Source organism: Streptomyces zingiberis (genome assembly GCF_012034935.1).
GTDB lineage: Bacteria > Actinomycetota > Actinomycetes > Streptomycetales > Streptomycetaceae > Streptomyces > Streptomyces zingiberis.
This window is the reverse complement of sequence record NZ_JAATEN010000004.1, coordinates 350684-363585: the sequence shown is the minus strand read 5'-3', so window position 1 is coordinate 363585 and position 12902 is coordinate 350684. Positions and strand designations below refer to the sequence as shown.

12 protein-coding genes are annotated in these 12902 nt (G+C 74.3%); 8 read left to right on the top strand and 4 right to left on the bottom strand.

Annotation, left to right across the window (positions count from 1 at the left end; genetic code table 11):
• Positions 1 to 221: 221 nt before the first annotated feature.
• Positions 222 to 797, top strand: coding sequence for a methanogen output domain 1-containing protein (locus tag HCK00_RS07545; protein ID WP_168100987.1), 576 nt, complete (start codon positions 222 to 224; stop codon positions 795 to 797).
• The gene (locus tag HCK00_RS07540; RefSeq protein ID WP_168100986.1) at positions 794 to 2473 is read left to right on the top strand and encodes a PP2C family protein-serine/threonine phosphatase; all 1680 of its coding nucleotides are present in this window, start codon (positions 794 to 796) and stop codon (positions 2471 to 2473) included. Before HCK00_RS07545 ends, HCK00_RS07540 begins: the two co-directional genes overlap by 4 nt.
• 255 nt (positions 2474 to 2728) lie before the next feature.
• On the opposite strand, the gene HCK00_RS07535 is transcribed toward HCK00_RS07540, so the two are convergent.
• A complete protein-coding gene (locus HCK00_RS07535) occupies positions 2729 to 3274 on the bottom strand; it encodes a DUF1360 domain-containing protein (RefSeq protein ID WP_168100985.1) in 546 nt (181 codons plus the stop codon).
• A gap of 164 nt (positions 3275 to 3438) precedes the next feature.
• The gene (locus tag HCK00_RS07530; RefSeq protein ID WP_206320031.1) at positions 3439 to 3690 is read right to left on the bottom strand and encodes a DUF5133 domain-containing protein; all 252 of its coding nucleotides are present in this window, start codon (positions 3688 to 3690) and stop codon (positions 3439 to 3441) included.
• A gap of 249 nt (positions 3691 to 3939) precedes the next feature.
• On the opposite strand from HCK00_RS07530, the gene HCK00_RS07525 reads away from it, so the two are divergent.
• Positions 3940 to 4560: an acetoacetate decarboxylase family protein gene (locus HCK00_RS07525; RefSeq protein ID WP_168100983.1), complete on the top strand. Its 621-nt coding sequence runs from the start codon at positions 3940 to 3942 to the stop codon at positions 4558 to 4560.
• 266 nt (positions 4561 to 4826) lie between these two features.
• On the opposite strand, the gene HCK00_RS07520 is transcribed toward HCK00_RS07525, so the two are convergent.
• Positions 4827 to 5843, bottom strand: coding sequence for a LacI family DNA-binding transcriptional regulator (locus HCK00_RS07520; protein WP_168100982.1), 1017 nt, complete (start codon positions 5841 to 5843; stop codon positions 4827 to 4829).
• A gap of 289 nt (positions 5844 to 6132) precedes the next feature.
• Here HCK00_RS07520 and HCK00_RS07515 point away from each other — a divergent pair, with 289 nt between their 5' ends.
• The 4 genes from HCK00_RS07515 (at position 6133) to HCK00_RS07500 (ending at position 11031) form a co-directional block, all read left to right on the top strand.
• Positions 6133 to 7437: an ABC transporter substrate-binding protein gene (locus HCK00_RS07515; protein WP_168100981.1), complete on the top strand. Its 1305-nt coding sequence runs from the start codon at positions 6133 to 6135 to the stop codon at positions 7435 to 7437.
• A gap of 102 nt (positions 7438 to 7539) precedes the next feature.
• Positions 7540 to 8553 carry a carbohydrate ABC transporter permease gene (locus HCK00_RS07510; RefSeq protein ID WP_168100980.1) on the top strand — a complete coding sequence of 338 codons (1014 nt, stop codon included), beginning with the start codon at positions 7540 to 7542 and terminating at the stop codon, positions 8551 to 8553.
• Positions 8554 to 8571: 18 nt separating this feature from the next.
• Positions 8572 to 9495 (top strand): carbohydrate ABC transporter permease, encoded by a 924-nt coding sequence (locus HCK00_RS07505; RefSeq protein ID WP_168100979.1) that lies wholly within the window; start codon positions 8572 to 8574, stop codon positions 9493 to 9495.
• A gap of 87 nt (positions 9496 to 9582) precedes the next feature.
• On the top strand, positions 9583 to 11031 hold the full coding sequence (locus HCK00_RS07500) for a GH1 family beta-glucosidase (RefSeq protein WP_168100978.1): 1449 nt from the start codon (positions 9583 to 9585) through the stop codon (positions 11029 to 11031).
• A gap of 81 nt (positions 11032 to 11112) precedes the next feature.
• Here HCK00_RS07500 and HCK00_RS07495 read toward each other — a convergent pair whose 3' ends face one another.
• The gene (locus HCK00_RS07495) at positions 11113 to 11601 is read right to left on the bottom strand and encodes a phosphatase domain-containing protein (RefSeq protein ID WP_168100977.1); all 489 of its coding nucleotides are present in this window, start codon (positions 11599 to 11601) and stop codon (positions 11113 to 11115) included.
• Positions 11602 to 11840: 239 nt separating this feature from the next.
• Between HCK00_RS07495 and HCK00_RS07490 the strand changes: the two genes are divergently transcribed.
• The gene (locus HCK00_RS07490) at positions 11841 to 12698 is read left to right on the top strand and encodes a universal stress protein (RefSeq protein ID WP_168100976.1); all 858 of its coding nucleotides are present in this window, start codon (positions 11841 to 11843) and stop codon (positions 12696 to 12698) included.
• Positions 12699 to 12902 lie beyond the last annotated feature (204 nt).

Sequence of the window (12902 nt, the reverse complement as noted above, 5' to 3'; positions counted from 1 at the left end):
CGGCGGGCCCGCCGCCACGGGTGCCGCCCGGGCCGGGCCGGGGGCATGGCGGGCGCCGGCCGGGGAAGGTACCGCGTGGACCCCGGCGGCACTGTGCCCGGACAGGGTGCGCCGTGGCGTATCGTCTGCTCGTCCGCCGCAGCCGGCTCCACCGGGCCGCCCGGCGTGACGACCCCGTCCGCATGACCGGCGTGACGAGCGTGTACCAGCGTGGAGGGACCATGGAGCGAGTTGTCGGCACCGAGGTCGGCGTCGAGCGGGACGCGTTCATGCAGACGTTGCTGCGCGAGCTTGCGTCGTCGCTGGAATCGGTGGTGGGGCTGCAGGAGGCGTCCGGCTACATCAGCCTCGTCAGCCAGACCGTCGGTCTGCAGATCAACGACGCCTACACGCGGGCCCTCTCGCTGGAGAAGCTCAGCCGCGAGCAGGTGGCCGAGGTCATGGTGGACTTCAAACAGCGCATCGGCGGCGACTTCTTCCTGATCGAGCACGACGAGGAGAAGATCGTGCTGGGGAGCCGGAGCTGCCCGTTCGGGGAGAACGTGCGGGGCCGTGAGTCGCTGTGCATGCTGACGTCCAACATGTTCGGCACGCTGGCCGCCCGCAACCTGGGCTACGCCCGCGTCGACCTGCAGGAGACCATCGCCCGCGGCAGCGCCGGCTGCCGCGTGGTGGTCCACCTCGTGCCGAGGCCCGAGGAGGACGACGAGCCGTCCGCCGTGGGCCGGGAGTACTTCGACGACTCGGGCCTGACCGGCCGGAGCCACGTTCCCGTGCCGGGCCCGGTGGCTGGATGAGCCTGGGCCTGTTCCGGGCGATCACCAAGCTGCTGCCGCATCCCGTGCTGCTGGTGACCGCCGACGGCCGGCTGCTGGCCGCCAACGCGGCCGCCGTCCGGCTCATGCCGGAACTGCGCCCGGACGCCGACCTCTTCGCGCTGGCCGAAGGGAACGCCGAGAGCCTCCGCGGCCACCTCGGCCACTGGCTGCGCAGCGGCGACCCGCTGCCCGGATCGCTGCGGATCAAGGACTCGCGCGGGGGGCCGCTGCGGTTCCGCTGCCACGGGGCGCGGGCCACCTGGTGGACCGGCCCGGAACCGGTGATCCAGCTCCATCTGACCCGGCTGGACCACACCGACGAGTTCGTGGCGCTGAGCCAGCAGGTCATCGCGCTCAACAAGGAGATGGCCTTCCGCCGCGCGGCGGAGGCCGAGCGGGAGCATCTGCTCGTCGCCGAACAGGCCGGCCGGATCCGGCTCAACCACCTCTACCGGCTGACCGCCGCCCTCGCCGCCGCGGCCACCCCCGCGGCCGTCGTCCGGGCCGTGCACGACACCGCGCCGGCCGCGCTCGGCGCCCGGTCGGTCCGGCTCTCCCTCCACTCCGAGCGGCTGGTCCCCTCCCTCGGTCCCGCCGAGGGCCTGCCCTCCCCCACGGGCGGGAGCTGGACCGACCTCGACCGCGGCCCGCGACCACCCGCGCAGGGCGGGCCGGCCACGGTGGAACGGATCGGCGGCGCCCCCGGGGAAGGGGCGCCCGCCGGGCACCCCGGGGAGGACGGCGAGGACGGGGAGAATGGGCAGCCCGGGGAGGCCGGGCGCCCGGCGCTCCGGCTGCCGCTGGAGGCGGACGGGCTGTTCCTCGGTGAACTCGGCCTGGAACCGGCCGCGGAGGAGATGCCGGACGACGCGCACATCACGGCCGTCACCCAGCAGATCGCCCAGGCCCTGCGGCGCGCGGGTCTCCACGAGCACGAGCACCGGCTCGCCGAGCGGCTCCAGCGCAGCCTGCTGCCGGTGCTGCCGGAGATCGACGGCCTGGAACTGGCCGGGCGGTACGCCCCCGGCAGCGATCTGGTCGACGTGGGCGGCGACTGGTACGACGTGCATCTCCTGGACGAGGAGCACATCGGGCTCTCCATCGGTGACGTCGCCGGGCACGGGCTCTCCGAGGCCACCGCCATGGGGCAGATCAGCGCGGCGCTCCGCGGGATCGTGCTGCGCCACGGGCGGCGGCCCGCCGCGGTCCTGGCCGAACTGGACCACTTCCTCCGCGCCTACCATCCGCACCGCATGGCCACCGCCTGCTATCTCGTGCTGCACCGGACCTCCGGGGCGGTGTGCTACTCCCGCGCGGGCCACCTGCCGCCGCTGCTCGTCCACGTCGACGGGGGCAGCAGCTTCCTCGACGGGGCCCTGGCACCCCCGCTGGGGATGGTGCACGGGGTGACCTACACGGAGAGCCGGACCCGCGTCGGCGCCGGCGAGACCCTGCTGCTCTACACGGACGGTCTCGTGGAGCGGCGCGGGGAGATCCTCGACGTCGGTCTGGAGCGGCTGACGGAGCTGGCGATGCGCACCGCCGGGCTCCCCGCCGATCAGTTGTGCGAGATGTTCCTCCACCATCAGCCCACCGCCGACAAGCCGGACGACTGCGCGCTGCTGGCGCTGCGGCTCACCGCACGGGAGAACTGAGCCCGGACCGGTACGGGGCGACGGGACGCCAGGGCGGTGGAGCAGCGGGGCTGCACCGTGGGGCCGGGGCGCGCCGTCCCCGGACGCGGGAGGGGCCGGGCCCGGTGGGCCCGGCCCGCGCGCGGTGCGGCACCGGAGGAGCCACGAGGCGGCCAGGCCCGGCGGGCCGTCAGCGGCCGCCCGTTCCGGCCCGTTTGGGCTTTCCCGGTGGCCTCTCGCGCGTTCGCGGGGCCGGCCCGCCGGGGCGGCCGCCGGTCAGCCGCCGTCCTTCCCGCCGTCGTCGTGCGTGGCCGCGCCCGTGCCGCCGCCCTCGGCCTTCTCCTGCGTGAGGCTCCAGGCGTACTGCAGCCAGTCGGACAGGGCCACGGCGGTCAGGCCCGAGGCCGCCAGCCGGGCGGCCCGGGGGGCCGCGGCGTAGGTACAGGTCAAGGCGGCGGCGGTCCATGCGGAGACGCAGAACGGGCAGGCCAGCAGGTCCCCCACGGCCCGCCGGAGACCCTGCCCCTGCGGTTCGTCCATGACCTCGCCGGCGCTGAGGTCCTCCTGGCGCCGGGTGAACGGCGCGCGCAGGAAACCGGCCACCTTGCTCTTGGTGATCAGCCTGGACGCCTTGTAGGTGGCGGCGCCGAGGACCAGCACGTCCCAGGGCGGCACCGACTCGGGCAGCCTGCGGTCCGATCTCCGCATCGCCAGGGTGAACAGGCCGAGCCCGGTGGCGAAGGTGCCCGACAGGACGGCGTAGCCGCCCAGCGGGGTCTCGGAGCCGGGGGCGTACCGCTCGTCGCGGTGGCGGCAGTTCATCGGCGGCCTCCCCGGCGGTGGGTCGGCCCGGTGGACGGGCCGGTCCGCGGTTCCTCGGGGGTGCGGGGCATCGGTGCTCCAGTTCGCTCGGGTGGCGCCGGGCCGCGGCGGTCCGGCGCCGGTGCGGGGGCCGCGCCACACCGCGCGGCCCCGTCGGCGTGCGGTCAGGCTGCGGGCCCCGCGGTGGTCAGGGAGTCCGGTAGCGTCCGGGCGCTCGTGCCGGGGGCGTCGGCCAGGCGCCGGCGCGCCCGGTCCAGCGCGGTTTCCACCTCACGCGTTCCGGTGGTCACGCAGAGGGTGTAGGCCGTGTCCTCCAGGCGGCGCCGCAGCTCCGGGGTGACCTCGCCACCTGCAGTTAAGGCCTGCAGGGTCGTGTACCGGTCGACGAGGTCGCGCAGGACGTCGGGGTGTGCCATCAGCACGTGGTCCTCCAGAGGGTGAGGGGTGATGCGTGCATCGGGTGCCCCACCCTCCGCGACGTATGCCCTTCCGTGTGCCGCCTGTGACGACTCTCTCACTCGGTGTCCGGGCGGGTGGTCCGGTGGTCCGGGGCCGCTCGCGCGGGTAGGAGGGGTGGCGCGGAGAAGGCCCGCCAGGACCCGGAGACCCTCCGGCGGCCGGGTGGGGCGGGCCTCCGTACCCGAAGCCGCCGAGAGGAGGGCGTCATGGCCGGGACTCCCGATCCGCCGCCCCCGCCCTGGGTGTCCCGGGGTGAGATGTGGTTCGGCCTGCTGCCGGTGCGCCGGGCACCCGAACTGCCGCCTGACCTGCGGCCGTTGGGCGGCCGGCACCGGATCGCGGTGGGCGTGGTGCGGTATCGCGAGGGGACGCTCCGCTACGACGAGCTGGCGCTGGGACCGCTGGTCCGGCGCGGCCGCCGCGCCGGGCTGCTGATCAGCCGGATGTGGGTGGACGACCCGGTGTCGGTGCGCGGCGGCCGGGAGATCTGGGGGCTGCCGAAGGAGCCGGCCGTCTTCGACTGGTCCGCCGACGGCACCTCGGTCACCGTCCGGGACGCCGGCGGCCTGCTCGCGGGGATCACGTTCGGCCCGGCACGGCGTGCCACCGGCGTGCTGCCCTCGCTGCCGCTTCCGCTGCCCGGCTTCGGCGGGGAGCCCGGCCGGCGGCTGTTCGTCCCGGGCCGGGTGGCGGGGAGGCCGCGCCGGGAGGCACTGACCGTCACCGCGTGGTCGGACCGGCTGCCGCCGCTGCGCCACGGGCGGGCACGGCCCGCGCTCGCGGTGCGCCCGTTCCGGATGGCCGTGCCCGCCGCGGTGCCCTGCTGACGCCTCGTCACGCGTGGGCGGTGGCTTCCGTGGTTCCGGCGCCGCCGGGCCACCCGGCGGCGGAGACGCCGGCCCGCGCACGGCCGCCGGGGAGGGCGGGGGCCCGGGGGGCCGGGGGACCGCGACCTCACCCCGGACCCGGCCCGCGTCCCGGGCACCCCTGGGGAGGCCGGGTCCCGTCACCCGGCCGCTTCCGGACGGCGCCCGGCGGCCCGCGCCCCCGGCCGGCCACGGCCGCCCCTGGCGCGCGGCCGGCTCAGGCCGGCTCAGGTCGACTCACGCACCACCAGCGAGGTCGGCAGCACCACCTGGCGGGGCGCGCTCCCCGGCCCCGCCATCTCCCGCAGCAGCAACTCCGTTATGCTGCACCCGAGTTCCTCGACCGGCTGCCGCACCGTGGTGAGCGGCGGGTCGGTGTGCCGCGCGATGATCGAGTCGTCGAAGCCGACCACCGCCACGTCCTCGGGCACCCGCCGCCCGCGCCGCCGCAGCTCGGCCAGGGCACCGGCGGCCATCACGTCCGAGGCGGCGAAGACGGCGTCCAGAGCGGGGTGACGGTCCAGGAGGGCGCGGATGGCGGACCGGCCGCCCTCCTCGGTGAAGTCGCCCGGTTCGGCGAGCGTCTCGTCCGGTTCCAGGCCGCCCTGGCGCAGCGCGTCCCGCCAGCCCCGCAGCCGGCTGTGGCCGACGTCCATGTCGAGCGGGCCGGTGATGGTGGCGATGGTGGTGCGCCCGCGTTCCAGCAGGTGGCGGACCGCCTGGACGGCGCCGCCCAGGTTGTCGGAATGGGCGTGGGCGAGGGTCTCGTCGGCGGTGCGGCGCCCGGCCAGTACGGTGGGCAGGCCGAGCTCCTCCAGCACGCCGGGGAGCGGATCGTCGCGGTGGACGGAGACCAGCAGCACGCCGTCCACGCGGCGGGCGGCCAGGAAGCGGGTGAACTGGTCGAGTTCCCGCTGGTCGCGCACGAGGACGAGGAGGAGCTGGAGCTGGGTGCCGGCGAGGGCGGTGGACACCCCGCGGATCACCGCCGAGAAATAGGGTTCGGAGCCGAGTCTGCTCTCGGACTCGGGGATCACCAGGGCGATGGAATCGGCCCGTCTGGTGACGAGGGAGCGGGCCACCGAGTTGGGGACGTAGTTGAGCTCGCTGATGGCCTCCTCGACGGCGGCCCGTGCCGCGTCACTGACCAGCGGCGACCCGTTGAGGACCCGGGAGACGGTGGTGCGCCCCACCCCGGCACGCGCCGCCACGGTTTTAATAGTTGGCCGCCCACTGGCGCTCATGGTCCCCCGCCCTCCTCTCCGGTGCCGCGCCGCACACGGCGCCCAGCAGCGGCATTGTGCCAGAAGGCGGCGCCCGCGCCGCCGGGGCCGCAAGGGCCGGGACACGTTCTCGTAACAGAGACGACTTTGGTTCTTGACGTCGCCCGCTCGCGGCCCACACAGTTCTCGCAACCCGGTGGGATCGCTCCCATCCGGCACATGGGAGCGATCCCACCCGCGTCCGGCGGGGTGGGGCCGCCTCAACCGGCCAAGCTTCCGGCGCTTCCTGCGCCGCCGCTAGGAGGACGTCATGGGCACAGTCCGCAAAGCAGTTGGTACAAGAGTCGTAGCCACCGTCTCGGTCGCTCTCTCCCTCGCGCTCGTCGCGGGGTGCGGTGGGGACAGCGGGGACGACGGCAAGACCGCGGACGGCAAGACGAAGATAACCATGGGCCTCTTCGGCGTCATGGGCTTCAAGGAGACCGACCTCCTGAAGCGCTACATGAAGGAGAACCCCGACGTCGTCATCGAGGCCGAGGTGGCCGGCGACGAGCAGACCTACTACACGGCCCTGCAGACGCGGCTGGCGGCAGGCAGCGGGATGAAGGACATCCAGGGCATCGAGATCGGCCGGGCCAAGGAGCTCGTCGACACCCAGGCGGACAAGTTCGCCGACATGTCGGACGTCAAGGGCGCCGACCACTTCCTGCCCTGGAAGCTGAGCCAGGTCACCACCCCGAAGGACAAGGTCATCGGCCTGGGCACGGACATCGGCCCGATGGCCGTCTGTTACCGCAGGGACCTCTTCGAGAAGGCCGGGCTGCCCACCGACCGCGAGGAGGTCGCGGCGCTCTGGGACAAGGACTGGTCCGAGTACGTCGAGACGGGCAAGAAGTTCAAGAAGGACCTCAAGGGCAGCGACGCCGCCTACCTCGACACCTCAACCGGCCTGTTCAACGCCATGATCTACGGCAAGTCCCAGCAGTTCTACGACAAGCAGGGCGAGCTGATCCACCAGGACAACCCGGACGTCAAGGAGGCGTGGGACCTGGCCGTGGAGGCCTCGCAGGCCGGCCTGACCGCCAAGCTCCGCCAGTTCCAGCCGGGCTGGGACCCCGGACTGGCCAACAGCACCTTCGCCACCACCGTCTGCCCGGCCTGGATGCTCGCCCACATCAGCGAGAAGGCGGGCGAGAAGAACAAGGGCCAGTGGGACGTGGCCAAGGCGCCGCAGGGCGCCAACTGGGGTGGCTCCTTCCTCGGCGTGATGGAGAGCAGCCCGGTGAAGGACGAGGCCAAGAAGCTGGTGGCCTGGCTGACCGCCCCCGAGCAGCAGGCGTACCTCTTCCAGGAGCTCGGCAACTTCCCGTCCTCGGCCGAGGCGCTGGAGGACCCGAAGGTGTCCGGCGCCAAGTCGGAGTACTTCAACGACGCCCCGATCGGCCAGATCTTCGGTGACGCCGCCCGCGAGATCCCCGACGAGCAGGTCCTCGGCCGCAAGGACGGCACCATCAAGGACCTCTACTCCCAGGGCCTCCAGCTCGTCGAGCAGGGGAAGAGCCCGGAGGAGGCGCGGAAGACCACCGACGAGCGCGTCAAGAAGGCCGTCGGCTGACACACCCCATCCGGCCGGTGAGGCCCGGGGCCGCCCTCCCGCGGCGGCCCCGGGCCCCCGGCCCCGGCGGACCAGCATGGAATCGATCGGAAGGAAGCCCCCGTGGCCACCTCCACCCCGGCACCCCCGGCCGACGGCCCACGGGAGCAGCCGGCCGGACCGCGGAAACGGTCCGGTGCCCAGGACGGCGGGAACGACCGGCAGCGCCGGCGCGCCCTGCTCCACCGCCTCGACGTCCGGGGCGCGCCGTACACCTTCATCGCCCCGTTCTTCGTCATCTTCATCGCGTTCAGCTTCTACCCGCTGATCTACACCTCGTGGATCTCCCTCCACGACGTGGAGCTGGCCACCATGGACGTGATGGTGTGGCAGGGGCTGCAGAACTACACGGAGCTGTTGCAGGACGAGAAGTTCTGGAACGCGGTCGCCAACACCATCACCATCGGCGTGATCTCCGCCGTGCCGCAGCTGCTGATGGCCCTGGGCCTGGCGCACCTGCTCAACTACCAGATGCGGGGCGGGGCGTTCTTCCGGGTCGCCGCGCTCGCGCCGTACGCCACCTCGGTCGGCGCCGCCGCACTGGTCTTCACCATGATCTTCGAGCGCGACTTCGGCATGATCAACTGGGGGCTGGGCCTCTTCGGCTTCGACGGTCTCAACTGGGAGAGCGAGAAGTGGCCGGCCCAGTTCGCCATCGCCTCCATCGTGATCTGGCGCTGGACCGGCTACAACGCGCTGCTCTACCTGGCCGCGATGCAGGCCGTCCCGCGCGAGCGCTACGAGGCGGCGGCGATCGACGGCGCCTCCCGCTGGCAGCAGTTCCTCACCGTCACCATCCCCGGCATCCGGCCCACGATCGTCTTCACCATCGTGCTCTCCACCATCGGCTCCACCCAGCTCTTCGGTGAGCCGCTGATCTTCGGTCAGGGGCCGAACGGCATCACGGGCGGGGTCGACAACCAGTACCAGACCCTCGGCCTGCTCCTGTACGAGGAGGGCTGGCGGAACTACCAGATGGGCCGGGCCGCGACGGTCGCCTGGACGATGTTCCTGCTGCTCGTCCTCGTCTTCGTCCTGCAGCGCGTCCTCAAGCGCCTGCTGTCCCGTCCGTCCTGACCAGGAGCGGTAACCACCATGACCACCGAGACCGTTCCCGGCCCGGCCGGCACCCGCAAACGTCCCCGCAGCACCGCGCCCTTCGCCGCACCGCGCCGGCTGCCGCTGCGCGGCGGGGCCGGACGCCAGCACCACGCCGGGCCCGTCGCCTACGCGCTGCTGGTGCTGGCGGCGGTGCTGTCCCTGTTCCCGCTGTACTGGACGATGGTGGCGGCCTCCACCGACAACACCCGGGTCACCCAGACCCCGCCGCCGTTCCTGCCGGGGCCGAACCTCTTCAAGAACCTGTCGGCGGCCTGGACCGAGGCCGCCATGGGACAGGCGCTGATCAACAGCACCATCGTGGCCAGCACCATCGCGCTGTCCACGGTCTTCTTCGCCACCCTGGCCGGGTTCGCCTTCGCCAAGCTGCGCTTCTCCGGCCGGAACGCCCTGCTCATGCTGGTCATCGGCACGATGCTGGTCCCGCCGCAACTGGGCGTCGTCCCGCTGTTCATGCTGATGAGCGAGCTGGGCTGGGGGCAGAAGCTGCCCGCCGTCATCTTCCCGACGCTCGTCAGCGCCGTGGGCGTGTTCTTCATGCGGCAGTACCTCGGTGACGCGCTGCCGGACGAACTGGTCGAGGCCGGACGGGTGGACGGCGCCCACTCGCTGCGGATCTTCTGGTCCATCGTGCTGCCGGTGGCCCGGCCCGCGATGGCCGTCCTGTTCATGATCACGTTCGTGCACGCCTGGAACGACTTCTTCTGGCCGTTCATCGCCCTGGACATGTCCAATCCGACGATCCCCGTCGCCCTGACCCAGCTCAGCGCGGGCTACGTACGGGACCAGTCGCTCATCATGGCCGGCGCGCTGCTCGGCACCCTCCCGCTGCTGGCGATGTTCGTCATCTGCGGGCGCCAGATCGTCGGCGGCATCATGCAGGGCGCGGTCAAGGGCTGATCACTCCGGCGCCCCACCGCCGGACTCCCCCGCCGCCCCGCCCCCGTCCACTCCCCCTCGTCCCGTACCACCTGTGGAAGGACCACCGTGCCCGCTGACCCTCACACCCCCGACTCCGCCGTGGAACCCGCCGCCGGGCGGACGTTCCCGCCCGGCTTCCTCTGGGGGACGGCGACCGCCTCCTACCAGATCGAAGGCGCCGTGGACACCGACGGGCGGACCCCCTCGATCTGGGACACCTTCTCGCACACCCCCGGCAAGGTCCGCAACGGCGACACCGGGGACCGCGCCACCGACCACTACCACCGCTGGCGTGAGGACGTCGCGCTCCTGGCCGACCTGGGGGTGGGCGCGTACCGCTTCTCCCTCGCCTGGCCGCGGGTGCAGCCCACCGGCCGCGGTCCCGCCCTGGAGAAGGGGCTCGACTTCTACCGGCGGCTCACCGACGAGCTGCTGGAGAAGGGCATCCAGCCCGTCGCCACCCTGTACCACTGGGACCTGCCGCAGGAGCTGGAGGACGCCGGGGGCTGGCCCGAGCGGGACACCGCGGAGCGCTTCGCGGAGTACGCCGCCCTGGCCGGGGAGGCGCTCGGTGACCGGGTCCGCACCTGGATCACTCTCAACGAGCCCTGGTGCAGCGCCTTCCTCGGCTACGGCTCCGGGGTGCACGCCCCGGGCCGCACCGAGCCGGAGGCGTCGCTGCGCGCGGCGCACCACCTGAACCTGGGCCACGGCCTCGCGGTGCAGGCGCTGCGCTCCGCCACCCCGGCCGGCACCCAGGTCTCCCTCACCCTCAATCTGCACCAGGTGCGCCCGCTGACCGACTCCCCGGAGGACGCCGACGCGGTGCGCCGGATCGACGGCACCGCCAACCGGGTGTTCACCGGCCCGATCCTGCACGGCGCCTACCCGGCGGACGTCCAGGAGGACACCGCCCACCTGACGGACTGGTCCTTCGTCCGCGACGGCGACACCGAGACCATCCGGCAGCCGCTGGACTTCCTCGGCGTCAACTACTACTCGCCGACCCTGGTCTCCGCCGCCCGTGGCGACGGCGACCACGGCGCGGACGGGCACGGCGCCAGCTCCCACAGCCCGTGGCCGAGCGGCGAGGGCGTCGCCTTCCACCGCTCCCCCGGCGAGACCACGGCCATGGGCTGGACGATCGACCCGGACGGCCTCTACGACCTGCTGCTGCGCGTCCGGGACGAGGTGCCCGGACTGCCGGTGATGATCTGCGAGAACGGCGCGGCCTTCCACGACTACGCCGACCCCGAGGGCGCGGTGCGCGACCCGGAGCGGATCGCCTACCTGCACGGCCACCTCGCCGCCATGCACCGGGCCATGGAGGCCGGCGTGGACCTCCGCGGCTACTTCCTGTGGTCACTGCTGGACAACTTCGAATGGGGCCACGGCTACAGCAAGCGGTTCGGCCTGGTGCACGTCGACTACCCGACGGGCCGGCGCACGCCGAAGGACAGCGCCCGCTGGTACGGGCAGGTGGCGCGGAGCAACTCCCTCCCCGCCGGGAGCTGAGCCAGGAGGGCCGGGCGCGGAGCTGAGCCAGGGGGCCGGGCGCGGATCCGGCGGTGGGAGCGGGACGGCCCACCGCCGGGTTCAGGTCCGGCCCTCCCCTTCCTGGGCCTCGGCCAGGGACCGCCGCGCCGTCATCCAGGCGGCGCGCACCACCGGGAACCCGTCCCGCTCATAGGCGTCGCACACCTGCGGGTCGTCGTCGGCGACCAGGGCCACGCGGCGGCCGGCCGCCAGCCGCCGCAGCAGCTCGGGCTTGGTGACGCGGGCGGGGCGGCGGTCGCGCGGGCCGCGCATCCGGAGTTCTCCCGGCGGGAGCCCGTGCCGGGCCAGCCAGTCGACGGTGTCGGCGCGGCAGCTCTCCGGGCGCCCGGTGACGTACACGACCTCGCACTCGGCGGCGCTCCCCCGGGCCAGCTCCACACCCCGGGCCAGCGGCTGGTCGTACCGGGCCGCGGCGAAGAAGGCGTCCCAGTCCTTGGGGCGCCGCTCGATGTGGTGCAGCCGGTGCCGCACGTCGGCGAGGGTGCCGTCCAGGTCGAACACGGCCAGGGGCCGTGGGGCCGGGGTCATCGGTCTCCTCACGGGACGGTGCGGGCAGGACGGGAGCGGCCGGGCGGCTGACCCGCCGGACCGGGACATCGTCGCAGCCCGGCGAGGGCCGCGCACCGCCCGGGTCCCGCTCCGCCCGCCGCGCTCCGCCGGCCGGGGCCGTCCCGGCGTTTACCCCGGGGAGGGCCGGGATACCGGTACGGGGTCCGTCCGGCGGACCGCGTACCCACGCGGCGCCGCCCAGCGCGAGGGAGCCCGCCATGGCCGAACCGGAGCCGCAGCCGGGACACAGCGGGCCGCGGGGCCCGGTCCTCGTGGGGGTCGACGACGCCTACGACCAGCAGATCGTGGTGCGCCACGGGGCGGCCGAGGCGGCACGGCGCGAGGTGGCGCTGCACATCCTGCACGCCGTGGAGTGGCCGCTGCCGACGGGCGCGGCCGAGGCGTACGGACACGTGTCCGAGCCACAGGCGCAAGCCGCCTCGGTGCTGGAGGCGTTCACCCGCCGGGCGCACGCCGAGTTCCCCGGTCTCCCCGTGGTCGCCGAGCCGTTCACGGGACGTCCGGCGGCGGCGCTGGTCGAGCGTTCGGCGGCCGCCTCCCTGGTGGTGGTCGGCCACCGGGGGACGGGCGGCTTCCCCCGGCTGCCGCTGGGGTCGGTGAGCTGGCAGGTGGCGACCCACGCGCGGTGCCCGGTCCTGGTGGTCCGGCCCGGCAGTACCCCGGCCCGGCCCGCGCACCGGGTGGTGGCCGGTGTCGACCCGGCCGATCTCGCGGCGGAACCGCTGCGGTTCGCCGTCACCGAGGCCGCGCTGCGCGAGGCGGAGCTGACGCTGCTGGCGGCCGGAGACGGCCACCGGCAGGGCGCCGCGGACCTGGCCGATGTCGCGGCGGCCTGGCGGCACGAGTACCCGGACCTCACCGTGACCACGCGGATCGTGCCCGGCGGTGCGGCCGCCGCGCTCGCGGACGCCTCGTCCGACGCGGAGCTGGTGGTCGTGGGCTCCCGGGGCCGCACGGGGGTGCGGCGGGCGCTGCTGGGCTCGGTCAGCGCCGCCGTGCTGCACACCGCGGACTGCCCGGTGACCGTCGTCCCGGTCGGCCCGGACGGCGGCTGACCGCGCGTCCCCCCGCCCCGCGGTCTCTCGCCGCCGTGGCGCGGGCCGCGCGCCGCGCGCCGGCCGGGCCGTCCCGGTGCCGTGGGGCGGCGGAGCCGGGCGGAGGGCCCCGGCCGAACGCTCTCCCCCGACGGTGAGCGGCCGCCGTGCCCGTGCCGGATCGCCGTGCTCCCGGGCGGCCCCTCCCGGCCCGGCCACCGCCGT

Coding starts and splice junctions, on each gene's coding strand:
- HCK00_RS07545 (WP_168100987.1), top strand. CDS start 222: ATGGAGCGAGTTGTCGGCACCGAGGTCGGCGTCGAGCGGGACGCGTTC.
- HCK00_RS07540 (WP_168100986.1), top strand. CDS start 794: ATGAGCCTGGGCCTGTTCCGGGCGATCACCAAGCTGCTGCCGCATCCC.
- HCK00_RS07535 (WP_168100985.1), bottom strand. CDS start 3,274: ATGAACTGCCGCCACCGCGACGAGCGGTACGCCCCCGGCTCCGAGACC.
- HCK00_RS07530 (WP_206320031.1), bottom strand. CDS start 3,690: ATGGCACACCCCGACGTCCTGCGCGACCTCGTCGACCGGTACACGACC.
- HCK00_RS07525 (WP_168100983.1), top strand. CDS start 3,940: ATGGCCGGGACTCCCGATCCGCCGCCCCCGCCCTGGGTGTCCCGGGGT.
- HCK00_RS07520 (WP_168100982.1), bottom strand. CDS start 5,843: ATGAGCGCCAGTGGGCGGCCAACTATTAAAACCGTGGCGGCGCGTGCC.
- HCK00_RS07515 (WP_168100981.1), top strand. CDS start 6,133: ATGGGCACAGTCCGCAAAGCAGTTGGTACAAGAGTCGTAGCCACCGTC.
- HCK00_RS07505 (WP_168100979.1), top strand. CDS start 8,572: ATGACCACCGAGACCGTTCCCGGCCCGGCCGGCACCCGCAAACGTCCC.
- HCK00_RS07495 (WP_168100977.1), bottom strand. CDS start 11,601: ATGACCCCGGCCCCACGGCCCCTGGCCGTGTTCGACCTGGACGGCACC.
- HCK00_RS07490 (WP_168100976.1), top strand. CDS start 11,841: ATGGCCGAACCGGAGCCGCAGCCGGGACACAGCGGGCCGCGGGGCCCG.